Origin of the sequence: Kitasatospora sp. NPDC049285 (genome assembly GCF_040678815.1) — a bacterium.
Lineage (GTDB): Bacteria > Actinomycetota > Actinomycetes > Streptomycetales > Streptomycetaceae > Kitasatospora.
This window is the reverse complement of sequence record NZ_JBFAQR010000024.1, coordinates 79549-106182: the sequence shown is the minus strand read 5'-3', so window position 1 is coordinate 106182 and position 26634 is coordinate 79549. Positions and strand designations below refer to the sequence as shown.

Sequence of the window (26634 nt, the reverse complement as noted above, 5' to 3'; positions counted from 1 at the left end):
TGCAGAAGTCCTTCGACCTCTCGGCCTTCGCCGGCCAGACCGTCACGGTGAAGTTCACCGGCACCGAGGACTCCTCGCTCAAGACCAGCTTCGTGATCGACGACACCGCGCTCAACGTCTCCTGACGCACTGTCACCCACGGCTGCCGGAAGGGTCCCTCGGGCCCTTCCGGCAGCCGTGTGTCAGGAGTGTTTCCTATCCGATCCGGCACATAAATGCTTGTCGTGACCACTGTCATATGTCCTGATTGATGACGTAGCCTCTCAACCTGCGTAGGGTTCCCACACGCTCGGCGGCTCTCCTCCGACGCACCGGGGAGCCGGAGCGAACCCGCCGGGTGGGGAAGGTGTCGCATGGGCTCACAGCAACCACAGCACGCCGGCCGGCTTCGTCTGGTCGGCCAGCGCGAGAACAGCGGCGAGGCGGGCCCGCAAGCAGGCCCGGCCGAGCCGCCGCAGCCCGCCGACCCGGTGACCGTCGCGGCCACCGCCGCGGCCGCGGCCGCCCAGGGCGGCTTCGCCGAAGTGCTCAACGGCGCCATCGAACACAGCGGACTCAGCCTGGACCGGATCCGCGCCGCCCTCGCCAAACAGGGCGTCAGGGTCAGTGTCACCACGCTCAGTTACTGGCGTCGAGGCCGCAGCCAGCCCGAACGGGCCACCTCGCTGCGCGCCGTCCACCTGCTCGAGGAACTCCTCGGGCTGCGCCACACCACCCTCACCGGCCTGCTCGGCCCGCCGCGTCCGCGCGGCCGCTGGGTCGCCCAGGGTCCGGCCGTCGACGGCCTGCGGGTGGAACAGGTCTGGCCCGGCGAGGCCGAGATCGCCGAGGTCTTCGAGGAGCTCGACGCGCCGCCGTCCGGCCAGCTGGAACGCCAGTCCATCCACGACGCTTACTACGTCGACGCCTCCCGTCGCGGCCACCTGCTGAGGATGCGCCAGGTGGTGCGCGCCACCGTCGACAACATCACCCGCCACGTGGTGGTCCACAAGGCCGACGAGGGCGTCGAGGTCTGCCCGGAGATCACCTCCGTCCGGCACGCCCGGCTCGGCCGGGTCCGCCGCCGCCCCGCCAGCGGCCTGCTGGTCGCCGAACTGCTGCTGGACCGGCCGCTCGCGCTCGGCGACTCCACGGTCCTGGAGTACGAGGTGCAGATCCCGGACTCCGGCCCCACCACCGACTACGGCCGGTTCTTCGCCGCCCCGGTCCGCGAGTACGTCCTGCAGGTGCACTTCGACCCGTCCGCCGTCCCGGTGCAGTGCGAGCGCTTCGACCGCTCGCCCGCCGCCGAGGTCGACCGGAGCCGCGAACCGCTGTGGATCGGCGCCTCCGCCAGCGCCCACGTGCTGACCGCCGATCAGCAGCCCGGCCAGGTCGGCATCCGCTGGCAGTGGGAGTAGCCGCCCGGCCGCTCCCTCGACCCGCCGGCACCCGACGGCGCGCGCCGTCGGAACCCCCGCCACGCCCGACCTCGCGGTGCGGGGGTTCACTCGAACCGCCCTGTTCAACGCCCCATCAGGTGGTCGCGTGCCGCCCTTCCGAGGAATCTGAGTCCCACTCACCGAGGAAAGGCAGGACCTCCCGTGCTGATGGAGTTCAGCGACGTCGAACCCGATGACACCTGCGCCTGCGGCGGCTGCGCGAACCGCCGCCGGGCGCGACTGCACGCGGCCCGGGTCGAGCACGGCGGCCACCCGGCCGCCCGCGGGGCGCGCCGCGCCGCGGTGCTGGTCGCCGCCGTCGGCAGCATGCTCGGCGGCGGGGGAGCGGCCGCGATAGCCACCGCCGTCCCGCGCACCGACGCCGGCCCGCAGATACCCGACTCCCCCCAGGGCGAGGTCTCCGGACTCCACGGCGGGAGCGCCGCCCAGCCGTTCGCCAAGGCCGCCGAGCAGCCCGCCACCACCCGCGCCGAGATCATGCAGCGTGCCCAGCACTGGGTCGACCAGAAGGTGCCGTACAGCATGAGCCGCTACTGGTCCGACGGCTACCGCCAGGACTGCTCCGGCTTCGTCTCGATGGCCTGGGGCCTGGGTAGCAGCCAGACCACCTGGACCCTGCCGGACTTCGCCGAGCGGATCACCAGGAACGACCTGCAACCCGGCGACGCGCTCGTCTACAACAACCCCGGCGACCCCGAGGGCGGCTCGCACGTGGTGCTGTTCGGCGGCTGGACCGACGCCACCCACACCCGCTACACCGCCCTGGAGCAGACCCTCCCGGGCACCACCGAGCGCTCCACCCCGTACGCGTACTGGAGCCACGCCGACGCCTACGTCCCCTACCGGTACAAGGGCCTGAACGCGCCTCAGCCGCTGCCCGACGCCTTCCCCGGCGCGGACGCCTTCGGCCCCGGAAAGGTCAACGCGTACGTCACCCGGCTCGGGCGGATGCTGGTGGACCGCGGCGCCTCCCGCTACTACCACGAGGGGCCAAGCGCGGACTGGGGCGAGGCCGACCGGAAGGCCACCGAGGCGTTCCAGCTCGCCCAGGGCTGGCGCGGCGGCGAGGCCGACGGCTACCCCGGCAAGGACACCTGGGACCTGCTGGTCAACCACAAGGGCAAGGACATCCCGCCCGGCGCCGTCCAGCCCCCGCCGCCCGGGCCGACCACCACCCCGCCCCCGGCCGGCGTCCCGCCGTTCCCCGGCGCGGACAGGTTCGGCCCCGGGCAGGTCAACGACTACGTCACCCAGCTCGGCCGACAGCTCGTCAAGAAGGGCTACGGCGCCTCCTACCGGGAGGGCCCGAGCCCGGACTGGGGCGAGGCCGACCGGAAGGCCACCGAGGCCTTCCAGCGCGCCCAGGGCTGGACCGGCGCCGAGGCCGACGGCTACCCCGGCAAGGACACCTGGCGGCTGCTGTTCTCCTGACGCCGGGTCGGCTCAGCGGTGCGGGCGCACGCCTCAGAACGTCCCGTGCGCCCGCACCCAGCTGTGCATGGCGATCGCCGCCGCGGCGCCCGCGTTGATCGAGCGGGTCGAGCCGTACTGGGCGATCGAGCAGACCGCGGCGGCGTGCTCCCACGCCTGCTCGGTCAGGCCCGGGCCCTCCTGGCCGAACAGCAGCACGCAGCGCTCCGGCAGCGGGTAGGTCTCCAGCGGCACCGCGCCCGGCAGGTTGTCGATGCCGATCACCGGAAGCCCGCGCTCGGCGGCGTACGCGGCCAGCGAGGCCACCGACTCGTGGTGGCGCACGTGCTGGTAGCGGTCGGTGACCATGGCGCCGCGCCGGTTCCAGCGGCGGCGGCCGACGATGTGCACCTCCTCGGCGAGGAAGGCGTTGGCGGTGCGCACCACCGAGCCGATGTTGAAGTCGTGCTGCCAGTTCTCCACGGCGACGTGGAAGCCGTGCCGCCGGGTGTCCAGGTCGGCGACGATCGCCTCGTGCCGCCAGTACCGGTAGCCGTCGGTCACGTTGCGCCGGTCCCCCGCGGCGAGCAGCTCCGGGTCCAGCCGGGCGTCGTCGGGCCACGGCTCGGGGTGCGGGCCGACGCCGATCTCGCGGTCGTCGGCGAGGAAGCCGTCGTCGTACTGCTCGCCCAGCTGGGGTACCGAGGTGTCGCTCACGCCCTCGAGGGTACGGGCTCCGGGCGGGCCGGCTGCGGGCGCGTCCGGACGGCCTTCTCCAGGTCGGCGAGGGCCTGCATGACCAGCCGGGCGCCGGCCCGGGCGACCGCGATCCGGTCGTCGGCGGGCAGCGCGGCGAGCCGGTTGTCCCAGTCCCGGTGGGCGTCGCGCAGCCCGCCGAAGTCGACGTCCTGGCCGAGCAGCACGGCCGCCGCGGCGATCGCGGTGGCGTCCCGCAGCTCCTCGCCGAAGGCCTCCGCGCCGGGCACCGGCGGGGCGTCCTCGCCCGGCAGGTGAGCCTCCATCAGCACCGTGGAGCGGCCCAGCATGCCGACCGCCGAGCGGGCCCGGTCGAGCTGCTTGCGGGTCAGCTCCGGCACCTGGCTGTCGTGCCGGACCGGCTCCACGTCGGCCCGGTCCAGCGCGGCCAGCATCTCGCCGCGGGTCTCCCGGACGTCCAGCAGCGCCGGCCGCACGTCCCGCTCGGCGTGCCCGCCCGCCGGGTCGCCGTACGCGGTGAACACCGCCGCCGCGTACCGGCCCGCCGCGGCCAGCCACTCCGCCAGCCGCTCCGGCAGCCGGGCGGTCTGCCAGGTCGGGAACAGCGCGTACGCGCCGAGCGCCACGAAACCGCCGAGCAGGGTCATCACCAGGCGGTCGACCGCGGTCTGCACCGGGTCGCCCGGCTGCAGGCCGAGCAGGAACACCACGTACGAGGAGATCGCCACCGTCGCCACCGCGTAGCCGGTGCGCAGCGTCAGGTAGGCGAAGCCCATGCAGGTGACCGCGAGCGCCGCCAGCACCCAGTCGCCCGGGTGGAAGGCCTGCACCACGGCGGTCGCCGCCAGCACCCCGACCGCGGTGCCCGCCACCCGGGCCACGCCCCGGCTGAAGGTCTGCGCGAAGTCCGGGCGCATCACCATCGCCGAGGTCATCGGCGCCCAGTAGCCGTGCTCGATGCCCAGCGCCCGGGCCGCCAGGTAGGCGGCGGTCACCACCGCGGCGAGCCGCACCGCGTGGTGGAAGACCGCGGAGCGCTTGTGCAGCTGGCGGCCGACCGCGCCCAGCACGGTCGGCGCGACCTTCACCAGCGGCGGACGGCGCAGCCCCGCCTCCCCGCCGGACGGGACGCTGACGGTGGAGCGGTCCTGCTGGTCGAGCCGGTCGGCGGCCCGGGCGAGCAGGCTGCTCAGCCGGCGCCCGGCCCGCCGGGCGGCGCCGCGCAGCAGGTCCTCGCCGGCGCCGGGGCGGGCCAGCGCCAGGCCCGGGGAGTCCTTCGGCATCCGGAACGGGTCGCCGGAGCGGATCGCCCGGGCCTGCGCGTCCAGCACCTCGGCGGCCGCCGCCAGCACCTCCCGCGCCCGGTCCCGCTCCGCCCCCTCGGCGGCGGCGCCGACCCGCGGATCGGCGAGCGCGGCCAGCGCCGGACGGATCTGCTCCGCGATGGTGCGCAGCCCGCGCAGCTCCGGCGGGCGGCGCCGGGCCTGCCAGCCGGTCAGTCTGGCGGCCTGCCGGGCGACCACGAACGGCTCCGGGTCGATGTGCGCGACCGGGTCGTGGCGCAGCCGGCGGGCGTAGTCGCCGAGCGCGGCGTAGATGTCGGCGAGCGCGTCGCGCTGCGCCCGCCAGCTGCCGATCGGCCACACCGTCACCACCAGTGCCTGCACCGCGCCGCCGACCGAGCAGAGCAGCCCGTGGCCGATCGCGGTGGGCACCGACACCGGCAGCTGCACCACCACCATCATCACCGCGAGGGTGTTGGCGGCCACCACCCCCGCGGTCGGGCCGACCGCCCACGCCATGCCCGCGCCGAACGCCCACAGCGCCAGCAGCACCGGGAACGCGCCGGGGATGCCCACCGCGACGTAGCCGAGGAAGGTCGACGCGCCCAGGCCCGCGGCGGCCGCCAGCGCCAGCGAGGCGCGCGGGCGGAAGGAGCGCTGGAAGGTCGCGGTGCCGGCGATGAACGCGCCCATCGCCGCCGAGGTGGCCTGCGCCGGCCCGTAGACCGCGAGCACCGGGAAGACCACCAGGGCGGCGGCGAGGGCGCCGCGCAGCGCCCGGCGCGGGTCGGTGAGCGAGCGGTCCACGGTCAGCCCGGCCCTCGCGGTGTCACGGAGGGCGGCGAACCAGGACATATCGGGAGCTTATCGGCTCCCCGGCGGCCCGCCCGTCGGCTGCCGACCGGTCAGCCGCCGCTCCACGGCGAGCAGCGCCGCGGTGGGCAGGAAGACCGCGTCGGCGGCGATCATCGCCAGCGAGAAGAACGGCAGTCCGAGCACCACCGCGATCGCCAGGTGCTCGCCGATCATCACCGCCAGCAGCGCGTTCTTCAGCCGCCGGTTGGCCAGCGTGAACGGGAACGCGACCTGGGCGATCACCGTGCCGTAGGAGAGCAGGAAGGTCACCACCAGGCTCGCCCCGAGCAGCGCGGACAGCTCCGGCCAGGGGGAGAAGTAGCCCAGGTGCAGCGGGTAGTGCACGGCGGTGCCGTCCTGCCAGCGCGAGCCCTGCACCTTGTACCAGCCGGCCGTGGCGTACACCAGCACCACCTGCACGGCGACCACCAGCATCGCGCAGTTGTGCAGCATCGCGGCCAGCGCGTCCAGCACCGCCCGCGGCTCGCTCCAGGCGGTGGGATCGTCCGCGCCGCGGCGGGCCCGGCGGCGGGCGTCCAGCGACCAGACCGCGCCGCAGCGGGTGAACACCAGGTAGATCGCCATCAGGTGGACCACGTTGTCGCCGCCGTCGCCGACGAAGACGTCGCGGTTCTGCAGCGAGAGCACGGTCAGCGCGAACACCGCGGAGCTGGCCCGGGTCCGCCAGCCCAGCAGCATCGCCGCCGCGGCGGCCAGCGCCAACAGGTACACCGCCTCGAACCACCAGCGGCCGTCGTTCCAGGCCAGCAGCGTGAAGGCGTGGGTGTCGGCGAGCAGCCGGGCGTTCAGCTCCGCCGACCAGGGCGAGCGGTCGCCGTACAGCACCCGGCGGTTCGGCCATTCGCGCAGCAGGAAGCCGCCCCAGGCGGTGGCCACGCCGATCCGCAGCACCGCCGCCTGGTACGGGGCCAGGGTGGTCAGCAGGCGCGGCAGCAGGTCCCCGACCGGCCGGGCCCCCGTCATGACAGGCCCCGGTAGTCCTCGTCGTTCACCGGCCACCAGGCCAGCTCGCGGTAGTGCACCGAGGTGTCGACCTGCTCGGTGCTCCAGGCGGGCGGGGCGACGGTGGCCGCGCCGACCCGGAACTGGATCTGCAGCACCCGCTCGCCGGCCACCGTGCGGCCCAGGCGCTGCAGCGCTATCCGCTTCAGGTACTCCTCGGCGAGCTTGCCCCGCGGCCCGGCCGCGACCGCCTGGTCCTCACCGGGGTGGGTGGTCTCGTAGAAGTCCCAGGCCCGGCGCAGCAGATTCTGGTCGAGGTGGCTGGGCGCCGGGTTGTGCCGGACCGCCGCGAGGTCCCGCGCGGTCAGGCCCAGCCAGTCGCGGGTGGTGACGGCGCCGTCGTCGGCGATGGTCTGCACCCGGGCGTCGACGGTGACGTTCTGCTGCAGCGGGTTCGGCGCGAACAGCTTCCAGTTCTGCTCGAACTCCGGGTAGACCACCGCGTCGACCTGGCCGCGGTACGCGCGGGAGACCGAGTTCTCGGGTGCCACATGCAGGAACAGCGCGGCGAGGAACGCCAGGGTGCAGGCCGCGAGTCCCACCCCGGCGGTCACCAGCACCACCCGGGCGGGCTTCGACCAGACACGCACGGCGGTCATCCTGCCGCACCGCCCGTGCGTTCGAACAGGGGCGGTGCGTGCGGGAGCGTCAGAGCACGAAGGCGTCCTGCCCGCCGCTGCTCACCATCGGGCGGCCCGCGGCCTCCCAGGCGAACATCCCGCCGTCCACGTTGACCGCGTCCCGGCCGCCCGCGACCAGGTACTGCACGACCTGCGCGGAGCGTCCGCCGACCCGGCAGAGCACGTACAGGCGCTCGTCGGGCAGCTCCTCGATCCGGGCGACCACCTCGCCGATCGGGATGTGCAGGGCGCCGTCCACGTGCCCGGCGTCCCACTCGTCCTGCTCGCGGACGTCGAGCAGGACGGCGTCGGCGGGCACCGCGGCGGCGTCGGTGGTGGGCAGCTGGGCGAACATCGGATCCGTCTCCTGGGGTCGGGGGGCGTTTCGGCCGTGGTCGGACGTGTCGGGAAGCAGGGCGGCCAGCCGGCCCTGCCGGTCGGCGGCGGTGGCCAGCAGTTGCTCGGCGAGCTCCTCCAGCAGCCGCTCCGGCTCCCGGGGGTTCAGCAGCAGCAGCTCGCCCATCGGGGTGCGCTCCAGCCGGACCTGCTCGGTGGCGAGCGCCGCGATCCGGCCGGTCAGCCACTCCAGGCGGTGGTTCAGCCAGGCCAGCCGGTCCGGGGAGCCCGCCGCGGGCGCCGCCTCCGGGGCGGCCGACCACTCCTCGGCGAGCTGCTCCAGCGCGGCGGCGTCGCCGAGCGCGTACGCCTCGTTGACCCGGGCGATGAACGCCGAGCGGCGCTCCTGCTCGGCCGGCTCGGTGGACAGGTCGGGGTGGGCCCGGCGGGCCAGCTCGCGGTAGACCCGCTGGGCGTCCTTGTCGGGCCGCACCCGGCGGGCCTCCGGCTCGCCCTCGCGCGGCCCGGCCTCCTCGACCGGCTCGACCCGCTCCCGGGCCTCCCGGGCCCGGCGCAGGTCCTCCGGGTCGCCGCTGCGCGCCGCGACCGCCTCCGCGATCAGCGCGTCCAGCTCGTCGAGCCGGGCGTACAGCGGGCCCAGCAGCTGGTGGTGGACCAGGGCGAAGTTGTCGATCTCCACCCGCAGGGTGGCCACGTCGACGTCCAGGGTCAGCCAGGCCAGCTCGGCCGCCGCGACCCGTTCCTCCAGCCACTGCCGCTCGGGGTCCGCCCACACCTCGACGCTCGGTACGCTCACCCGCGCCACCCTACCGGGGCTCGGCCCTTACCCGATCGGGTGAAGCCGAAGCACCTCGGGCGACACGCAACTGATACTGACGAATCTGCCCGATTCGCTACCTGCCGCCACCCCGTCCGTGCTTCGCTGGAAGGTGCTGCGGGCAAGGACGCGCGCAACGGGCCAGGAGGAGCAGCAGGAGACAAGGGGCAGACCGATATCCATGGTGGACCAGCCCAACTCCACACCGGATCAGGACGACGCGCCGGGCAGCCATCCCGCCGGGGTGGTGGCCCTGCTCCGCGTCGCCGCCGTGCTGGTCGACCCGGACGGCCGGATCGCGCTGTGGAACCGCACCGCGGAGGAGCTCTTCGGCCACCGCGCCGAAGTCGCCCTCGGCCGCACCGCCCACGGCCTGCTGCCCGCCGTCGAACCCCGCCCGGAGACCGCCCCGCCGCCACCCGCCGGCGCGCGCCGCTGCGACGCCTTCGACACCCTCGACGACCTGACCCAGCTGAACACCCCGTGGGCCGGCTCGATGGCCGTGCACGACCGCGAGGAGCGGCTGCGCGACGTCCTGTGGTGGGTCTACCCGCTGGTCGAACCGGCCGGCCGCTCCCTGCTGGCACTGGCCGCCGACGCCCGCCCGCTGCGCTCCGCCGGCCCGCGGATCGCCCTCGGCGAGCGGCTCGTCCCGTACGCCGCCGCGCCCGCCGCCGGCCGCCCGCACCGGGTCGCCGCGGCCTTCGCCCCGGCCACCGCGCACCCCCCGCAGGCACTCGCCGGACTGCTGCCGAACGGCTCCGAGGAGCGCCGCCGCCGGCTGCTCGACCAGCTCGCCGAGGCCGGACCGCCCGCCCTGTGGGTGGACGCCGCGACCCGGCTGCCGGTGGTGCCCTACCAGACCTCCCCGGGCGGGGCGGCCGGCACCGCCCGGCTCGCCGCCGGGATCGGCCGCCGCTACCCCACCCCGCAGCAGCGCGCCGCCCAGCAGCGCGAGCGCACCGCCCGCCGTCCGGCGGAGCCGCCGCACGGCACGGGTGCCAGGGCCTCACTCGGGGTACGGATACAGGCTGCGGAGTCCGCGTCCCCGCTCGGCGGCACCATCCCCGGTCAACGCGAAGCCGCCGCCCACGTCCAGCCCCCGGGAGGCCCCGTCATCGACGCCGCAGCCAACGGCCGCGCACCCGCCGTCCCCGAGCCGCACACCGTCCCCGTCCCCGAGCTGCCCACCCAGCCGACCGGCCCGTCCGGCGCGGTCGAGGTGCTCCGCGGCCTGCCCGTCGACGGCGACCTGGCGCTGCTGGCCACCGTCGGCAACCAGGTCGGCACCACCCTCGACCTGGACACCACCGCCCGCGAACTGTGCGAGGTGCTGGTCCCCCGGGTCGCCGACTTCGCCTGCGTCGACCTGCTGGACGGCCTGATCTCGGACGCCGAGCTGCCCGCCGACCAGCCCGACGACCGCACCATGCTGCGCCGGGTCGCCCGCACCTTCAACGCCGCCTCGCAGCAGTGGAACCACGTCCTGGACGAGGGCGCGCTGCTCGCCATGCCGCGCTCCACCCCGCCGGGCCTGGCGCTGCAGGAGAACCAGCCGGTGCTGGTCCCGCTGATCACCCCCGACGTCGCCGCCGACTACGCCGTCTCGCTGGGCGGCCCGGAGCTGGTGCCCGCCGTGGTCGGCCGCTCGATGCTGGTGCTGCCGCTGTCCGCCCGCGGCACCGTGCTGGGCATCCTCAAGCTGCTGCGGCTGCCCGACCGTGCGCCGTTCACCCGCGGCGACGCCGACACCCTCAAGGAGATCGCCGCCCGCGCCGCGCTCTCGCTGGACAACGCCCGGCTGCACCGCGCCGAGTCCAAGGTCGCCACCACCCTGCAGCGCTCGATGATCCCGACCCGCCCGCCGCGGATCCCCGGCGTGCAGATCGCCCACCGCTACATGCCCGGCGACCGCAAGGCCGAGGTCGGCGGCGACTGGTTCGACGCGATCCAGCTGCCCGGCAGCCGGGTCGCCCTGGTGGTCGGCGACGTGATGGGCCACGGCCTGCACTCGGCCGCCGCGATGGGCCGCTTCCGCACCGCCATGCAGACCCTCGCCGCGCTCGACCTGCCGCCCGGCCAGCTGCTGCGCCACCTCGACAACCTGGCCCACAAGCTCGGCGACGACCACCTGGCGACCTGCCTGTACGCGGTCTACGACCCGATCAACCGCACCTGCGAGCTCGCCTCGGCGGGCCACGTCCCGCCGGTGCTGGTCCACCCCGACGGCCGCGGCGAACTGCTCGCCATCCCCGAGGGCGCCCCGATCGGCGTCGGCGGGGTGCCGTTCGTCGCCAAGAAGATCGACGTCTCGGACGGCTCGATGCTGGTGCTGTGCACCGACGGCCTGGTCGAGGTCCGCGGCGGCGACATAGGGGAGGGCCTGGCCGCGCTGTGCGGCAACCTGATCGACCCCAAGCAGACCCCCGACGAGGCCTGCGACACCGTGCTGAACACCCTGCACTCCGACGACCGGCAGGACGACATCGCGCTGCTGGTGGCCCGCTTCGACGGCGTCCCGCCGACCGAGGTGGCGACCTGGCAGCTCGGCGTCACCGAGCTGGAGGTCGGCCGGGCCCGCCGGCTGGTCCGCGACCAGCTCGCCACCTGGCAGCTGACCGCGCTCACCGACACCGTCGAACTGCTGGTCAGCGAACTGGTCACCAACGCGGTGCGGGTGGCCCGGGCCGAGGTGCAGCTCCAACTGATCCGGGTCGACAAGCTGCTGGTCGAGGTCAGCGACGACAACCACAACCTGCCGTCGCTGGAGCCCGCCGAGTCGCTGTCCGAGCACGGCCGCGGCCTCAACCTGGTCAGCAAGCTGTCCGAGAAGTGGGGCACCGCCCGCAAGGCGGTCGGCAAGGTCGTCTACTTCGAGATGCCGCTGCCGCGCGGCTGAGCGCGGCCCACCGGCCGGGTCAGGACGTCAGCGCCCTGGTCCGGCCGGCCGCGTCCGCGGCCACCGAGGCCGCCGCGCCCACCCCGGACAGCACCCGCGGCCAGAAGTCGCCGAACACCTCGACCGCCACCGCGATCAGCACCGCCGTGGTCAGCGCCACCACGTGCTCCAGACCGGCCAGGTTCGGCAGTACCACCGCCTCGCCGACCATCGCCGCCACCACCGCCGAACCGGTCACCCAGGCCCGGCACCGGAACGCGATCACCACCGCCAGCGCCACCACCGCCGCCGACGGGCCGGTGTCCCGGACGTGCGCCATCCAGCGCGGGAAGCCGAACAGGTGGTCCGGCCCGATCATCACCCCGACCCGGGCGAACAGCGTGCCCGCCAGGGTGCAGGCGTACGCCACCAGCAGGGTCAGCCGGCGGCCCAGCACGATCTCGGCCACCCCGAAGACGAAGAACACCTGCGCCAGCGCGCCCCACACCGGCAGGTCCAGCGCCGGCACGTACAGCGACAGCGGGGTGCGCAGCAGCGACACGTCCAGCGGCAGCGCCGCCTTCACCACGCCGATCTCGTTCACGAACCGGGCCCCGCCCGGCAGGTGCTGGACGATCGAGAACAGCAGCACCAGGCCCGTCGCCACGGTCGCCAGCGGCACCGCGGCGAACTTCCGGCGCAGCACCCGGTCCTTCACCGTGCCGACCAGCGGCCCCCACTCGGCGACCGCGGCCCGGCGGACGACCGTCCACGGCCCCGATCGCACGCCCCCCGCGTGGGTGATCTGCTCCACGACCCGTCTCCCCGTTTCCCAGTGGACTTTCCGATGGCTTTCCCATGCCACGTTTTCGACCCTACGCACCGGATTCCTCATCAGCATCAGCATCGAAGCCGAACCATGTCATCCCAAGGGCGTATGTCGATCGGCCCGCTCCGCCCCCCGGCGGAGGGACCACCTCTGCCCGGGCCGCCGATAACGGCCCGGGAAGCCTTGCCGCGGTAATTCCCACTAGTCCTGGCGGACGTGCCGGCGGCGGAACAGGGCGGGCATGCTCGGCACCGTGATGAAACCCTCCGCCCGGGCCGAGGCGATTCCGATCCGGGGAATCTCGCTGCTCTTCTCGAACAGCAGATAGCGCGGTTCCCAGATCGGCCGGTATTTCGCGTTCGCCCGGTACAGCGACTCGATCTGCCACCAGCGGGAGAAGAAACCCAGCACCGAACGCCACAACCGCAGCACCGGCCCGGCGCCCAGCCTCGAACCGCGCTCGAAGACCGACCGGAACATCGCGAAGTTCAGCGACACCCGCTCCAGCTCGACCTCCTTGGCCCGCTGCAGCAGCTCGATCACCATGAACTCCATCAGGCCGTTCTCGCTGTCCCGGTCCCGCCGCATCAGGTCCAGCGACAGGCCGTGCGCGCCCCACGGGACGAAGCTCAGCAGCGCCCGCAGCTCGTCCTCCCCGTCGAAGCACTCCAGCATCACGCAACGCCCGTCCCCGGGGTCGCCGAGCCGGCCCAGCGCCATCGAGAAGCCGCGCTCGGTCGCGCCGTCGCGCCAGTGGTCGGCCTTGGCCACCAGCTCGGCCATCTCGTACTCGGGAATGTCCTCGTGCCGGCGGATCCGCACCGTGTACCCGGCCCGCTTGACCCGGTTGTACGCCTGCCGGACCACCCGCATCGCCCGGCCGTCCAGCGAGAACTCGTCCAGCTCGACGATCGCCTCGTCGCCCAGCTCCAGCGCGTCCAGGCCGTGCCGGGCGTAGATCACCCCGGCCTCCTCGGAGGCGCCCATCACGGCCGGCACCCAGGCGTGCTCGCGGGCCTCCGCCAGCCAGGCGTCGATCGCGCCCGGCCAGGCCTCCGGGTCGCCGATCGGGTCGCCCGAGGCCAGCGTCACCCCGCCGACCACGCGGTAGGCGACCGCCGCCTTGGCACTCGGCGAGAAGATCACCGCCTTGTCCCGGCGCAGTGCGAAGTAGCCCAGCGAGTCCCGCTCGCCCTGCTTGTCCAGCAGCTCGCGGAGCCGGCGCTCGTCCTCGTCGCTCTGCAGCTCCTCACCGCGCGGGCTGCGGAAGGTCACGTACAGCACGGCCAGGAACAGCAGCGCGCCCATCACGTTGATCGCGGCGTTCACCCAGGTCGGCACCGAGACCACGTCGGCCACCCGGTCCGAGGGGGTGACGGTGATCATCCGGTGCACCGCGTAGCTGAACCGGCTGCCGAAGCTCGCGCCGGAGATCTCGTTGGTCAGCTGCACCAGCAGCGAGCCGACCAGGCCGCCCAGCACCAGGCCGCCCAGCGCCGCGGCCACCGCGGTCTTCGGGTTCGAGCGGTCGCCCTTGGAGGTGAACTCCTTGCGGGAGACCAGCAGGGCCAGCAGGAACAGGCCGGTCAGCGCGATCGAGAAGTAGTTCCACGGATGGGCCGCGAACCGGTCGCCGAACGCCATCAGCAGCACGTAGCCCAGGAAGGTCAGACCGGCCAGGCCCACGTTGAAGATCCACGCCGCGCGCTTGCGCCGGCGCATCGCCACCGCCAGGAACAACGACAGCGCCACCGTGGTCAGACCGGCGGTCACCAGATAAGGGGTGAAGTACTCCCCCTCGTTGTGGCGCTGCACCTGATCCCGGAACGGCACGGAGAGCACCGCCACCAGGTTCAGCAGCGCCATCAGCCGCAGGTACCAGACCGTGGAAGAGGCCGCCCGCGGGCGCCACTTCCCCAGTGGACCGGGGTCTTCTCCTCGCGACGAGGGCACGGCCGAGGCAGCCGTCTTCACAGTGGACACAGCAACCATTCCAGACGATCGATCATCGGGGCGCATCCGCTCGCGGTCGCGGGCTTCCGCCCCGATTTCCATGGTTGCCCAGCCCAGATGAGAATTGCGTGAATCCGGTAGCGGATTCCCACCCCCGCCGATCGGCGGGGGTCACCCGGCACCGGCCCCGTACCCTCGAACTGCCGCCCGCCGCACCCACCAGGGAGAGACATGCCGCCGACCCGGGTCCTGATCGTGGACGACGAGGTGCTGGTCCGCTCCGGGCTCGGCCTGATCGTCGGCTCCGCGCCCGACCTCGAGGTGGTCGGCGGCTGCTCCGGCGGCCAGGCCGAGCAGCAGGCGGTGGCGCTGCGCCCGCACGTGGTGCTGCTCGACGTCCGGATGCCCGACCTGGACGGCCTGACCGTGCTGCGCCGGCTGCGCGCCCTGCCCGACCCGCCGGCCGTGGCGATGCTCACCACCTTCGACACCGACGAGTACATCGGCACGGCGCTGCGGGCCGGCGCCGCCGGGTTCCTGCTCAAGGACACCGCCCCCGAGCAGTTGGTGCACGCCGTCCGGGTGCTGGCCTCCGGCGGCAGCGTGCTCTCGCCGACCGTCGCCGGCACCGTGATCAGCGGCTACGTCGACGGCGGCGGCCCCGACCTGGCCGCCGCCGCCCTGACCCGGCAGCTCACCGGCCGCGAACTCGACGTCCTGGCGCTGCTCGGCGAGGGCCTGTCCAACGCCGAGATAGCCGACCGCCTGTTCCTCGGCACCGGCACCGTCAAGGACCACATCAGCGCCATCCTGGCCAAGCTCGGCGCCGCCAACCGGGTGCAGGCCGCGGTCATCGCGCACCGCGCCGGACTGGTCCGGGAGAGCCGCCGGGACGAGCGGTGAGCGCCGAGCCGCCCGCCGGCCGCTGGGCCTGGCTGCGCTCCCCGCGCACCACCCTGCTCGTCCCGGTCGGGCTCGCCGCGATGGACTCCGCGCTGGTCGCCAAGGACTCCACCGGCTGGCAGCTCGCCCTCTCCGCGCTCTCCGTGGTCGCCCTGCTGCTGCGCCGCCGCTACCCGCTGACCGTGGTGCTGCTCACCCTCCCCGGCGCCTTCGTCAACGACATCTGGCTGGCCCCGCTCACCGCCGTCTACTCGGTCGCCGCCGCCTACCCGAAACCCCGCGTCCCGGTCGCCTGCGCCACCGCCTTCGCGCTGGTCGAGTTCTTCCACTGGCCGCTCTCCCCCGCCATCTTCGAACTCAGCCGGGACAACGTCCTCTACGCCATCCAGTCGGTGATGCTCGGCGCCGGCCCGGCCGCGCTCGGCATGCTCGCCCGCACCCGCCGCGAACTCGCCGAGCGGGTGACCGAACTCACCGAGGGCCGGCAACGGGAGAGCCGGCTGCTGGCCGAGAAGGTGCTCGGCGCCGAACGCGCCCGGCTCGCCCGCGAGATGCACGACGTGGTCTCCCACCAGGTCAGCCTGATCTCCGTCCAGGCCGGGGCGCTGCAGGTCTCCACCGCCGACCCGGCCGCCCGGGAGACCGCCCGCACCATCCGCGAACTCTCCGTCCGCACCCTCGACGAACTGCGGCAGATGGTCGGCGTGCTGCGCGCGGCCGGGGTGAGTCCCGTCACCCCGCTCGCCCCGCAGCCCCGGCTCGCCGACCTGCCCCGGCTGCTCGACGGCAGCGGGCTCGACGTCACCGGCGCCCTCGACCCCGGCGACCGGGACTGGCCCGAGGCGGTGGAACGCGCCGCCTACCGGACCGTCCAGGAGTGCCTCACCAACATCAGCAAGCACGCACCGGGCGCCGCCGTCACCGTCACGGTCACCGCCCGCGGCCACCGGCTGCACGTCGACGTCCACAACGGCCCGCCGCCCGCGCACGGCCCCACCCCACTGCCCGGCGGCGGCCACGGCCTGGTCGGCCTGCGCGAACGCGCCGCCCTCCTCGGCGGCACCTTCACCGCCGCCCCCACCCGCGACGGCGGGTTCAGCGTCCACGCGGAACTCCCGGCCACCGCCGAGCGCGCGGCCCAGCCGTAGCGCTCCGGTGTCGGCGGCCCGGGCGGGGCCGCGCGGGCGGCGCGGTCGGCCCCGGGGAAACGAGAAAGCCCCGCAGATCCGAAGATCTGCGGGGCTTCGCTGTGCGCGAGGGGGGAGTTGAACCCCCACGCCCTTTCGGGCACTGGAACCTGAATCCAGCGCGTCTGCCTATTCCGCCACCCGCGCATGGGTGTCGCCGTAAGATGCTTACCGCTCTTCCGACCTGCCGAGAAGCTTAGCGCATCTCTTGGGGTCTTCCGTCCGGCTCCCTCTCGGGCGCCCCTTCCGACATGGAAAACATTAGCACGCCCCGCGGGCCACCTGCGAATCCATTCCCCGTACCCCCGCAACCGGGGCGAGCCGAACGAGTGAGCGGGCCCCGCCGCGGGTAGCCCTCGGGGGCGCGACCTACCGGGGGAACCGTACGGAAGGGCCGCGCGTGGATACGATCAGTACGGAAGTACCGCTTTCAAGCCGACGAGCCGGCCCGACCGACGCCCTGAGAGGGGGTGCCCCGTGGGAGTCCTGAAGAAGTTCGAGCAGCGACTCGAAGGTCTCGTGAACGGCACCTTCGCGAAGGTGTTCAAGTCCGAGGTCCAGCCGGTGGAGATCGCGGGCGCGCTGCAGCGCGAGTGCGACAACAACGCCACCATCTGGAACCGGGACCGCACGGTCGTCCCCAACGACTTCATCGTCGAGCTCAGCCCGCACGACCACGAGCGGCTCAGCCCCTACGCCGCCCAGCTCGGCAGCGAACTGGCCGGCATGGTCCGCGAGTACGCCGAGGCCCAGCGGTACAGCTTCATGGGCCCGCTGCAGGTCAACCTGGAGAAGGCCGACGACCTGGACACCGGCCTGTACCGGGTGCGCAGCCGCACCCTGGCCGCCGAGCAGCCGCCGCAGGCCCCCGCGCCGCCGGCCGCCCCGGCGGGCTACGGCCGCCAGCCCACCCCGCACGCTCCCGGCGCGCCCTGGCAGCAGGGCACCGCCGCGCCGTACGGCGCTCCGCCGCCGCCGACCGCGCCCCCGGCGATGCCGCCCGCCCCGCCGGCCCAGGCCGGCAACGTCCGCCCCTTCCCGGGGGCCGGGCACGGCGGCGCCGGTACCCGCCGGTGGGTCGAGGTGAACGGCGCCCGGCACCAGATCGGGCAGAACGCCGTGGTGCTCGGCCGCTCGACCGAGGCGGACATCCGGGTCGACGACCCCGGGGTCTCCCGCAAGCACGCCGAGATCCGCCCCGGATCGCCCGCCATGGTGCTCGACCTCGGGTCCACCAACGGCATCGTGGTGGACGGGCAGCACACCCAGCGCGCTACGCTCCGCGACGGCTCCCGGATCGTCCTGGGGTCGACCACCATCGTCTACCGACAGGTCGAAGGGTAGAGCGGGCCGGATATGTCAGACCTGACCCTGACGGTCATGCGGCTGGGTTTCCTCGCCGTGCTGTGGCTGTTCGTCATCGTCGCGGTGCAAGTGATCCGCAGCGACCTCTTCGGCACCAAGACGACCCCGCGCTCCGGGCGCCGGGCCGCCCCCGCCGGGGCGCCCGCCGGGCAGAGCCGCCCCGCGCAGGCGCAGACGTCGGCCGCCGCCCAGCAGCAGGCCGCCGCCCGGCAGCGCCGCGGCCAGCCCACCCACCTGGTGGTCACCCAGGGCTCGCTGGCCGGAACCACGGTCGCGCTGCAGGGCCAGACCGTCACGCTGGGCCGCGCGCACGACTCGACGATCGTGCTCGACGACGACTACGCCTCCTCCCGCCATGCCAGGATCTACCCCGATCAGACTGGGCAGTGGACGGTGGAGGATCTAGGCTCCACCAACGGCACGTATCTGGACCGGCAGCGGCTGACCACGCCGACTCCGCTCCAGCCCGGCGTGCCGATCCGAATCGGCAGGACCGTCATCGAGCTGCGGAAGTAGTCAGCGCATGAGGACCAGCTCCACCCGAAGGAGGGCCCGGACAGCATGAGTCTCGTGCTGCGCTTCGCCGCCGGCTCGCACAAGGGCCTGATCCGCGAGGGGAACGAGGACTCCGGCTACGCCGGGCCCCGGCTGCTGGCGGTCGCCGACGGCATGGGCGGGGCGGCGGCCGGCGAGGTCGCCTCCTCCGAGGTGCTCGGCTCGATCGTCCGGCTGGACGAGGCCGACCCCGGTGCGGACCTGCTGACCCTGCTCAACGACGCCGTGCAGGTCGCCAACGACCGGCTGCGGCAGATGGTCGAGGACGACCCGCAGCTCGAGGGCATGGGCTGCACGCTCACCGCGCTGCTGTGGGACGGCCAGCGGATGGGCATGGTGCACATCGGCGACTCCCGCGCCTACCTGCTCCGCGACGGCCGGCTCAGCCAGATCACCCAGGACCACACCTGGGTGCAGCGGCTGGTCGACGAGGGCCGGATCACCGCCGAGGAGGCCGAGACCCACCCGCAGCGCTCGCTGCTGATGCGCGCCCTGGACGGCCGCGGCCAGGTCGAGCCCGACCTGTCGATCCGCGAGGTCCGGGCCGGCGACCGCTACCTGATCTGCTCCGACGGCCTGTCCGGCCCGGTCAGCCACCAGACCCTGGAGGAGACGCTCGGCAGCTACTACGCGCCGCAGCAGACCGTCCAGGAGCTGATCCAGCTGGCGCTGCGCGGCGGCGGCCCGGACAACATCACCTGCATCGTCGCCGACGTGATCGACGTCGGCGCCACCGACACCCTCAGCGGCCGGTTCGCGGACACCCCCGTGGTGGTCGGCGCGGTCGCCGACAGCCAGCCGCACCCGCTCACCGACCCGCGGCTGCTGGACACCCCGGCGGGCCGCGCGGCGGGCCTCGGCCGGTCCCCGCAGCCGCCGCAGGGCGCGTTCGGCCCGGCGCAGGGCTACGAGCCCGGCTACGGCGAACCCGGCTACGGCGCCCCGGCCGGCGACTTCGGTCCCGCCGAGGGCTACCAGGAGCCGGCCGCCGGCTACGGCCAGGGCGAGTACGAGGAGTACGACGAGCCCGCGCCGACCCACCGCAAGAAGAAGCGCGGCCTGAAGCTGACGCTGGCCGCGGTGCTGGCGCTGGCGGTGCTCGGCGGGGCCGGCTACTTCGCCTGGCAGTGGACCCAGGACCAGTACTACGTCGGCTCCGACGAGGGCCACGTCGCGGTCTACCGCGGTCTCGACCAGAACCTGGCGGGGCTGAAGCTCAGCTCGGTGTACCAGCAGTACACCGACGTCGAGCTGAAGTTCCTGCCCGCCTACCAGCGCGACCAGCTGGCCAAGAACATCCAGGCGACCAGCCTGGGCGACGCGCAGAAGCAGGTCGACACCCTGCGCGCACAAGCCGCGGTGTGCAAGAAGCTCGCCGAGTCCAAGCAGGCCCCGGCGGAGGGCGGCACCGCGCCGTCCGCCCCGCCGCTGACCGAGCAGGAGCAGCAGCTGGCCGCCTCCTGCTCGGCGCCGTAGGCCGCGTCCGCCGGGGGTAGGCACCGACATGAGCACCTTCGACGTGAGCAGCAGCACGCCCGCCGCCGGGCGGCGCCGCGCCGACTCCGCGAGCCCGCCGGCGAGCACCGTCCCGACCCGGCGGAACACCGAGCTGGCGCTGCTGGCGTTCGCGGTCGCCATCCCGGTGCTGGCGTACGCCAACGTCGGTCTGGCGATCGACGGGTCGCTGCCCACCGGGATGCTCGGTTACGGCCTGGGCATGGCCGTGCTGGCCGGCATCGCGCACCTGGTGACCCGCCGGTTCGCGCCGTACGCCGACCCGCTGCTGCTGCCGCTGGCCACCCTGCTCAACGGGCTCGGCGTGGTGATGATCTGGCGCCTGGACAAGGCCGGCGGCCTGCTGCGCAACAACTTCCCGGCGGCCGCCAACCAGCTGATGTGGTCCGGCCTCGGGGTGGCGCTGTTCATCGGCGTGGTGGTGCTGCTGAAGGACCACCGGATCCTGCAGCGCTACACCTACATCTCGATGGTGGTGGCGCTGGTGCTGCTGGCCGCGCCGGCCTTCTTCCCGTCCCGGGCGGAGGACTTCGGCGCGAAGATCTGGATCCGGTTCGGCTCCTTCTCGATCCAGCCCGGTGAGTTCGCCAAGATCATCCTGACGGTGTTCTTCGCCGGCTTCCTGATGGTCAAGAAGGACGCCCTGGCGCTGGCCAGCCGCAAGTTCATGGGCCTGTACCTGCCGCGCGGTCGCGACCTCGGACCGATCATCCTGGTCTGGCTGCTGTCGATCCTGATCCTGGTGTTCGAGACCGACCTGGGCACCTCCTTCCTGTTCTTCGGCCTGTTCGTGGTGATGCTGTACGTCGCCACCGAGCGGACCAGCTGGATCGTCTTCGGTCTGCTGATGTCCTTCGGCGGCGCCGCGGTGGTGGCCACCACCGAGTCGCACGTGAAGACCCGCATCAACGCCTGGCTGGACCCGATGGCGGCGTTCTCCCCGCACCCGCCGGCGCAGTCGTCCGAGCAGATCGGGCAGACCCTGATGGCGCTCGGCTCGGGCGGCACCACCGGCACCGGCCTCGGGCAGGGCCGCAGCTGGCTGATCCAGTTCGCCGCGAAGAGCGACTTCATCCTCGGCTCGTTCGGCGAGGAGCTCGGGCTGACCGGCCTGATGGCGCTGTTCATGGTGTACGCGCTGATCGTGCAGCGCGGCCTGCGCACCGCGCTGGCCGCCCGCGACCCGTTCGGCAAGCTGCTCGCGGTCGGCCTGACCTCGGCGTTCGCGCTCCAGGTGTTCGTGGTCGCGGGCGGCGTCACCGGGCTGATCCCGCTCACCGGCATGACGATGCCGTTCCTGGCGCAGGGCGGCTCCTCGGTGGTGGCGAACTGGATGCTGATCGCCGTCCTGCTGAAGATCAGCGACACCGCCCGCCGCCCGGCCGCCGAGCCCGCCACCGCCATCCCGGAACCGACCAGGCCGGACCAGATCCCCGGAGCGTCCTCGTGAACAAGCCGATCCGCCGGGTCTCGATCTTCTGCCTGCTGCTGGTGCTCGCGCTGATGCTGCGGGTGAACTGGGTGCAGGGCGTGCAGGGCTCCGCCTGGGCCGCCAACAGCCACAACGAGCGGGTGAAGTACGACCGGTACGCCTATCCGCGCGGCAACATCATCGCGGGCGGGCAGGCGGTCACGAAGTCCGACTTCGTCAACGGCCTGCGCTACAAGTACAAGCGTTCCTGGGTGGACGGCGCGATGTACGCGCCGGTCACCGGGTACTCCTCGCAGGCCTACGACAGCAGCCAGCTGGAGAAGCTGGAGGACGGCGTCCTCTCCGGCACCGACTCCCGGCTGTTCTTCCGCAACACCCTGGACATGCTGACCGGCAAGCCCAAGCAGGGCGGCGACGTGGTCACCACGATCGACCCCAAGACCCAGAAGGCCGCCTACGACGCCCTGGGCAACCGCAAGGGCGCGGCGGTGGCGATCGACCCGCGCACCGGGGCGATCCTGGCACTGGTCTCCACGCCGTCCTACGACCCGAGCACCTTCGCCGGCGGCAGCGCCGCCGACACCAAGGCGTGGACCGACCTCAACAACGACCCGAACAAGCCGCTGCTGAACCGGGCTCTGCGCGAGACCTACCCGCCCGGTTCGACCTTCAAGCTGATCACCGCGGCGACCGCGTTCGAGACCGGCAAGTACAAGAACCCGACCGACGCCACGGACACCCCGAACCCGTACATCCTCCCCGGCACCAGCACCGAGCTGAAGAACGCCAGCTCCGACGAGCCGTGCGAGAAGGCGACCGTGCAGGACGCCATGGACCTGTCCTGCAACACCGTGTTCGGCAAGATGGGCGCCGACCTGGGCCGGGACGCGCTGCGCGCGCAGGCCGAGAAGTTCGGCTTCAACAACGACCACCTGGACGTCCCGATCCGGCCCAGCGCCAGCTACTACCCGAAGGGCTCCTCGCCCGACGGCACCGCGCTGGACGCCATCGGCCAGCACGACACCCGGGCCACCCCGCTGCAGATGGCCATGGTCGCCGCGGCGATCTGCAACAACGGCTCGCTGATGGAGCCCTACCTGGTCGCCCAGGAGCGCTCCGCCCGGGACGTCATCTCCACCCACTCCGAGCACCAGCTCAGCCAGGCGGTCTCCCCGGCCACCGCGCAGAAGCTGCAGCAGCTGATGGAGTCGGTGGTGCAGAACGGCACCGGAAAGAACGCCAAGATCCCGAACGCGACGGTCGGCGGCAAGACCGGCACCGCCCAGCACGGCCAGGACAACACCGGCCTGCCGTTCGCCTGGTTCGTCTCCTACGCCAAGGGCGCGGACGGCAAGCAGGTCGCGGTCGCGGTGGTGGTCGAGGACGGCGCCGCGGACCGCAACGAGATCTCCGGCGGCAGCCTGGCGGCCCCGATCGCCAAGTCGGTGATGCAGGCGGCGCTCGGCCGCTAGGGCCGGTCGCATGCGTCACAATCCGGCCGGACTCCTCCGAACAGTGGCTTGAATTGTCACAATGGGACGGTCCTGGACGATACCGGTCTGGTCTCAGCTGCCAGGCCGTCCCGGACCGCTCAGGTTGGCCCGGTAGCGTATCCGCCAGCAGCGGGTGTACCCGCAGCCACCCGGGGCCCAGCGTTCCGGGGGTCGAAGCCGCGAACCGACGGGGCCTCGGCCGCGTCCAACAGAGCGTGCGGGGACACCTACGTCACATCCTCACCGGCCGGTGGGGGAGAGGGTCGGAGATATGGAAGAGCCTCGTCGCCTCGGCGGCAGGTACGAGCTCGGCGGCGTCCTAGGGCGCGGTGGCATGGCCGAGGTGTACCTCGCCCACGACACCCGGCTCGGCCGTACGGTCGCCGTGAAGACGCTCCGTGCCGACATGGCCCGCGACCCGTCCTTCCAGGCCCGCTTCCGGCGGGAGGCGCAGTCCGCCGCCTCGCTGAACCACCCCGCCATCGTCGCGGTCTACGACACCGGCGAGGACTACATCGACGGGATCTCCATCCCGTACATCGTGATGGAGTACGTCGAGGGCTCCACCCTGCGCGAGCTGTTGCACACCGGCCGCCGGCTGCTGCCGGAGCGCGCGCTCGAGATGACCATCGGCATCCTGCAGGCCCTGGAGTACTCGCACCGCGCCGGGATCGTCCACCGCGACATCAAGCCCGCCAACGTCATGCTGACGCGGCAGGGCAACGTCAAGGTGATGGACTTCGGCATCGCCCGCGCGATGGGCGACGCCGGCATGACGATGACCCAGACCTCCGCGGTCATCGGCACCGCCCAGTACCTCTCCCCCGAGCAGGCCAAGGGCGAGACCGTCGACGCCCGTTCCGACCTGTACTCGACCGGCTGCCTGCTGTACGAACTGCTCACCGTGCGCCCGCCGTTCGTCGGCGACTCGCCGGTCGCGGTGGCCTACCAGCACGTCCGCGAGGAGCCCGCCCCGCCGTCCGCGTACGACCCCGAGGTGCGCCCGGAGATCGACGCGATCGTGCTGCGCGCGCTCGCCAAGGACCGCGACTACCGCTACCAGTCCGCCGACGAGATGCGCGACGACATCGAGCGCTTCCTCGACGGCCTCCCGGTCAACGCCGCCCAGCAGGCCGCCGCGTACGGCGCGGCCGGCCCGGGCTACGGCTACGACCAGGGCGCCGGCCAGTACGACCCGTACGGCCAGACCAACGTGCTGCCCCAGCAGGGCGCCGGACCGACCACCATGCTCCCGCAGGTCGGCAACCAGCAGCCCGGCTACGGCTACCAGGAGCCCGGCTACAACGACGGCCGCGGCGGCGGCGGGTACGACGACGACGGCTACGAGGGCCGCGCCGGGCGCCGCCGCGAGGAGCCGAAGAAGAACAACACCTCCTGGATCATCCTGGCCGTGGCCGCGGTGCTGGTCCTGGTCGGCGCGTTCTTCGTGGTCCAGGCGATGGTGAAGACCGGCGACTCGGCGGGCGGCAAGACCACCGCGCCGAGCCTGGTCGGCAAGAGCCTCGCCGACGCCCAGGCCGCCGCCCGCGCGCAGAGCGCCAAGCTGACGGTCAAGCAGGGCGACCCGATCGCCTGCCCCGACACCAAGATCCAGAAGGACCAGGTCTGCACCCAGGACCCGGTGGCCAGCTCGCAGATCCCCGCCGACGCGGTGATCACGGTCCACCTGTCCTCCGGCCCGGCCCAGGCCGACGTCCCCGACGTCACCGGCCAGACCAAGGACGCCGCCTCGGCGACCCTCACCAAGCTGGGCTTCCAGGTCACCGTCGCCTACCAGAACGACGACAAGGTCGACCAGGACAAGGTCATCTCGCAGAACCCGACCGGCAAGGCGGCCGCCGGCGCGACCATCACGCTGACCGTCTCCTCCGGCCAGCAGAAGGTCAACGTCCCGAGCGTGATCGGCCAGTCGCAGGACAACGGTACGCAGGCCCTGACCGACGCCGGCTTCACCGTCCAGGTGCAGACCAAGGTGATCACCGACCAGAGCAAGGTCGGCCAGATCGTGGACCAGAACCCGAAGACCGGCCAGTTCAAGAAGGGCACCCAGGTCACCATCACGGTCGGCAAGATGGCCGACAAGGTCACCGTGCCGCCGCTGCAGAACGTCAAGCTCTCCGACGCCATCAAGCAGCTGACCGCGCTGGGCCTGACGCACTACCAGCTGGCCGGGTCGCAGGACCCGAACGGCGTGGTCCAGGGCACCAACCCGCCGGCCGGCACCCAGCTGAACCCCGACGACACGGTCACCCTGTTCGTCAAGCCCGCGGACCCCAAGTCACCCACCCCGTGACCGCCCGCAGCTGACGCAGGGGCCGCACCGCCCGCCGGTGCGGCCCCTGCGGCGTTCCCGGCTCAGCGCAGTTCGGCCGGCGGGGTGCGACGGGCGTCCACCGGCTCGGTGCGGACCAGTTCGGCCCAGACCGCCATCCGGTAGCGCGAGGTGTACACCGGGGTGCAGGTGGTCAGCGTGAGGTACCGGCCGGGACGGGTGAACGGCGAGCCCTCGGGAACGGGGGCCACCACGCCCACGTCGTACTTCGAGGTCTGCGGCAGCACCCCCGCCACCCGGTAGACGTACCAGGCGTCCCGGGTCTCCACCACCACCGGGTCGCCGGGCTTCAGCAGGTCCAGGTCGTGGAACCTGGCACCGTGCCCGTCCCGGTGCGCGGCGAGCGCGAAGTTGCCCTGCGCGTCCCAGGGCATCGCGGAGCGGTACGGCTCCTCGTACACCCCGGCCACGCCCTCGTTCAGCACCTCGGCCGAGGTGCCCGTCCGGATCAGCGTCCGGTTGCCCCGGCCGAGCGCCGGCACGTGCAGGAAGCCCACCCCGTCGCCGGCCTGGTAGCCCGGCGCGGGGGCGGTGTCACCGGGCGCGGCCGGGGCCGTCCAGGACTGCCGCAGCCGGTCGCCGGCCCGGTCGGCGGTGCGGTCGGCGACCACGTCGGTCCACCACAGCGAGTACCCGACGAACAGGGCCACCAGCAGCCCCAGGGTGATCAGCAACTCCCCCAGCAGCCCGAGGGCCGCCGCCGTCCGGCCGCGCCTGCGCCCGCCCGCCCCGACGGCTGTGCCCATGGTGCCGTGCCTCGCTGCTCACTGATGCCCGGTCAGCGCCTCCGGCTGGCCCTGGCTCCTCGGCCGTTCCTCGACCATCTTGCCAAAGACGATCAGCCTTCCCCGGGCACTGAACTCCGGCGTGCATGTCGTCATCGTCAGGTAGCGGCCCGGCGCGGTGAACGGAGAGCCCTTCGGCACCGCCTGAAGCACCGTCACGTTGGTCGGCGGGGTCTCCGGGATGCCGCCCGCCACCTCGTAGGTGTAGTACGCGGTCGCGGTCTCCACGACGACCTTGTCCCCCGGCACCAGCTGACCGATCTTCCGGAACGGCTGCCCGTGCGTGGTGCGGTGCGCGGCGACCGCGAAGTTGCCGGTCTTGTCGGAGGGCATCGCGGTGCCGGTGTAGTGCCCGACCAGGCCGTGGTCCAGCACCTTCTCCTTGTTGGTGCCCTCGGCGATCGGGTACTTCAGGTCCAGCTTCGGGATGTGGATGATGGCGAAGCCCTGCCCGGGCTCGAAGGCGGTCTGCGGCGCGGCGCTCTGCCCGCCCTGCGGGGCGGCGGGCGGCTGCGCCCACTGCTGCTCCAACCTGTGGCCGGCCGCGTCGGCGGCGGCGTCCGCCTGCACGTTGGTCCACCACAGCTGGTACGAGACGAACAGCAGCATCACCACGCCGAGGGTGATGAACAGCTCCCCCATCAGGCGGGCCAGCACCACCCGTCGGCGCTCCTTGGGGCGCGGCGGCCGCGCCCCGCCGGCCTTGCCGCTGGCCCGCCGGCGGCCGGTGCCGGGCCGCAGCCCCACCGGCCCCTGGGCCCGCCGCCGCCCGGCCCGGCCGCCGTCGGCGACCGGCTGGACGGGCGGCACGGGCAGCCGCAGTTGCAGTGTCTGCTCCACCGGGGCGGGCTCGTAGACCCCC

General features: G+C 73.4%; 19 protein-coding genes, 1 tRNA gene and 1 pseudogene. 11 read left to right on the top strand and 10 right to left on the bottom strand.

Annotation, left to right across the window (positions count from 1 at the left end):
• Positions 1-353 precede the first annotated feature (353 nt).
• Positions 354-1400: a hypothetical protein gene (locus tag AB0K51_RS17900; protein WP_363455857.1), complete on the top strand. Its 1047-nt coding sequence runs from the start codon at positions 354-356 to the stop codon at positions 1398-1400.
• Between the two features lie 189 nt (positions 1401-1589).
• On the top strand, positions 1590-2873 hold the full coding sequence (locus tag AB0K51_RS17895) for a peptidoglycan-binding protein (RefSeq protein WP_363455854.1): 1284 nt from the start codon (positions 1590-1592) through the stop codon (positions 2871-2873).
• A gap of 33 nt (positions 2874-2906) precedes the next feature.
• Here the strand turns inward: AB0K51_RS17895 and AB0K51_RS17890 are convergent, their stop codons facing one another.
• From AB0K51_RS17890 to AB0K51_RS17870, 5 genes are read right to left on the bottom strand one after another with little or no spacing between them, the layout of a single operon-like run.
• Entirely contained in the window at positions 2907-3569 is a 663-nt protein-coding gene (locus AB0K51_RS17890) for an RNA methyltransferase (protein WP_363455851.1), read from the bottom strand.
• Entirely contained in the window at positions 3566-5707 is a 2142-nt protein-coding gene (locus AB0K51_RS17885) for an FUSC family protein (protein ID WP_363455849.1), read from the bottom strand. Before AB0K51_RS17885 ends, AB0K51_RS17890 begins: the two co-directional genes overlap by 4 nt.
• Positions 5708-5716: 9 nt before the next feature.
• Positions 5717-6691: an HTTM domain-containing protein gene (locus AB0K51_RS17880; RefSeq protein WP_363455846.1), complete on the bottom strand. Its 975-nt coding sequence runs from the start codon at positions 6689-6691 to the stop codon at positions 5717-5719.
• The gene (locus AB0K51_RS17875; RefSeq protein WP_363455843.1) at positions 6688-7329 is read right to left on the bottom strand and encodes a DUF5819 family protein; all 642 of its coding nucleotides are present in this window, start codon (positions 7327-7329) and stop codon (positions 6688-6690) included. The genes AB0K51_RS17880 and AB0K51_RS17875 overlap by 4 nt, the downstream gene beginning before the upstream one ends.
• Positions 7330-7378: 49 nt before the next feature.
• Complete coding sequence (locus tag AB0K51_RS17870; protein ID WP_363455841.1) at positions 7379-8503, bottom strand: rhodanese-like domain-containing protein; 1125 nt, start codon at positions 8501-8503, stop codon at positions 7379-7381.
• Between the two features lie 202 nt (positions 8504-8705).
• On the opposite strand from AB0K51_RS17870, the gene AB0K51_RS17865 reads away from it, so the two are divergent.
• On the top strand, positions 8706-11423 hold the full coding sequence (locus AB0K51_RS17865; protein ID WP_363455838.1) for a SpoIIE family protein phosphatase: 2718 nt from the start codon (positions 8706-8708) through the stop codon (positions 11421-11423).
• A gap of 19 nt (positions 11424-11442) precedes the next feature.
• Here AB0K51_RS17865 and AB0K51_RS17860 read toward each other — a convergent pair whose 3' ends face one another.
• Together AB0K51_RS17860 and AB0K51_RS17855 are read right to left on the bottom strand one after the other, a co-directional pair.
• Complete coding sequence (locus tag AB0K51_RS17860) at positions 11443-12216, bottom strand: hypothetical protein (RefSeq protein WP_363455835.1); 774 nt, start codon at positions 12214-12216, stop codon at positions 11443-11445.
• Between the two features lie 216 nt (positions 12217-12432).
• Positions 12433-14184 carry a phosphatidylglycerol lysyltransferase domain-containing protein gene (locus AB0K51_RS17855; protein WP_363455879.1) on the bottom strand — a complete coding sequence of 584 codons (1752 nt, stop codon included), beginning with the start codon at positions 14182-14184 and terminating at the stop codon, positions 12433-12435.
• 231 nt (positions 14185-14415) lie between these two features.
• Here AB0K51_RS17855 and AB0K51_RS17850 point away from each other — a divergent pair, with 231 nt between their 5' ends.
• Positions 14416-15087: a response regulator transcription factor gene (locus tag AB0K51_RS17850; RefSeq protein ID WP_363455832.1), complete on the top strand. Its 672-nt coding sequence runs from the start codon at positions 14416-14418 to the stop codon at positions 15085-15087.
• Complete coding sequence (locus tag AB0K51_RS17845; protein WP_363455830.1) at positions 15084-16235, top strand: histidine kinase; 1152 nt, start codon at positions 15084-15086, stop codon at positions 16233-16235. Before AB0K51_RS17850 ends, AB0K51_RS17845 begins: the two co-directional genes overlap by 4 nt.
• Positions 16236-16337: 102 nt before the next feature.
• Here AB0K51_RS17845 and AB0K51_RS17840 read toward each other — a convergent pair.
• A tRNA-Leu gene (locus AB0K51_RS17840) sits at positions 16338-16421 on the bottom strand.
• 330 nt (positions 16422-16751) lie between these two features.
• Between AB0K51_RS17840 and AB0K51_RS17835 the strand changes: the two genes are divergently transcribed.
• The 6 genes from AB0K51_RS17835 to pknB all read left to right on the top strand — a co-directional run bounded on the left by AB0K51_RS17835 (position 16752) and on the right by pknB (position 24948).
• Complete coding sequence (locus AB0K51_RS17835) at positions 16752-17618, top strand: DUF3662 and FHA domain-containing protein (RefSeq protein WP_363455827.1); 867 nt, start codon at positions 16752-16754, stop codon at positions 17616-17618.
• 12 nt (positions 17619-17630) lie between these two features.
• A complete protein-coding gene (locus tag AB0K51_RS17830; protein ID WP_363455824.1) occupies positions 17631-18155 on the top strand; it encodes an FHA domain-containing protein in 525 nt (174 codons plus the stop codon).
• Positions 18156-18200: 45 nt separating this feature from the next.
• Positions 18201-19670 carry a protein phosphatase 2C domain-containing protein gene (locus AB0K51_RS17825; protein ID WP_363455821.1) on the top strand — a complete coding sequence of 490 codons (1470 nt, stop codon included), beginning with the start codon at positions 18201-18203 and terminating at the stop codon, positions 19668-19670.
• Positions 19671-19698: 28 nt separating this feature from the next.
• A complete protein-coding gene (locus AB0K51_RS17820; protein ID WP_363455819.1) occupies positions 19699-21159 on the top strand; it encodes an FtsW/RodA/SpoVE family cell cycle protein in 1461 nt (486 codons plus the stop codon).
• Positions 21156-22613, top strand: a complete 1458-nt coding sequence (locus tag AB0K51_RS17815; protein ID WP_363455816.1) for a penicillin-binding protein 2 — start codon at positions 21156-21158, stop codon at positions 22611-22613. Before AB0K51_RS17820 ends, AB0K51_RS17815 begins: the two co-directional genes overlap by 4 nt.
• A 292-nt stretch (positions 22614-22905) precedes the next feature.
• Complete coding sequence (gene pknB / locus AB0K51_RS17810; protein ID WP_363455814.1) at positions 22906-24948, top strand: Stk1 family PASTA domain-containing Ser/Thr kinase; 2043 nt, start codon at positions 22906-22908, stop codon at positions 24946-24948.
• Between the two features lie 62 nt (positions 24949-25010).
• Here pknB and AB0K51_RS17805 read toward each other — a convergent pair whose 3' ends face one another.
• On the bottom strand, positions 25011-25733 hold the full coding sequence (locus AB0K51_RS17805; RefSeq protein WP_363455811.1) for a class E sortase: 723 nt from the start codon (positions 25731-25733) through the stop codon (positions 25011-25013).
• Positions 25734-25751: 18 nt separating this feature from the next.
• A pseudogene (locus tag AB0K51_RS17800) lies at positions 25752-26432 on the bottom strand (class E sortase); the annotation flags it as partial.
• Between the last annotated feature and the right edge of the window lie 202 nt (positions 26433-26634).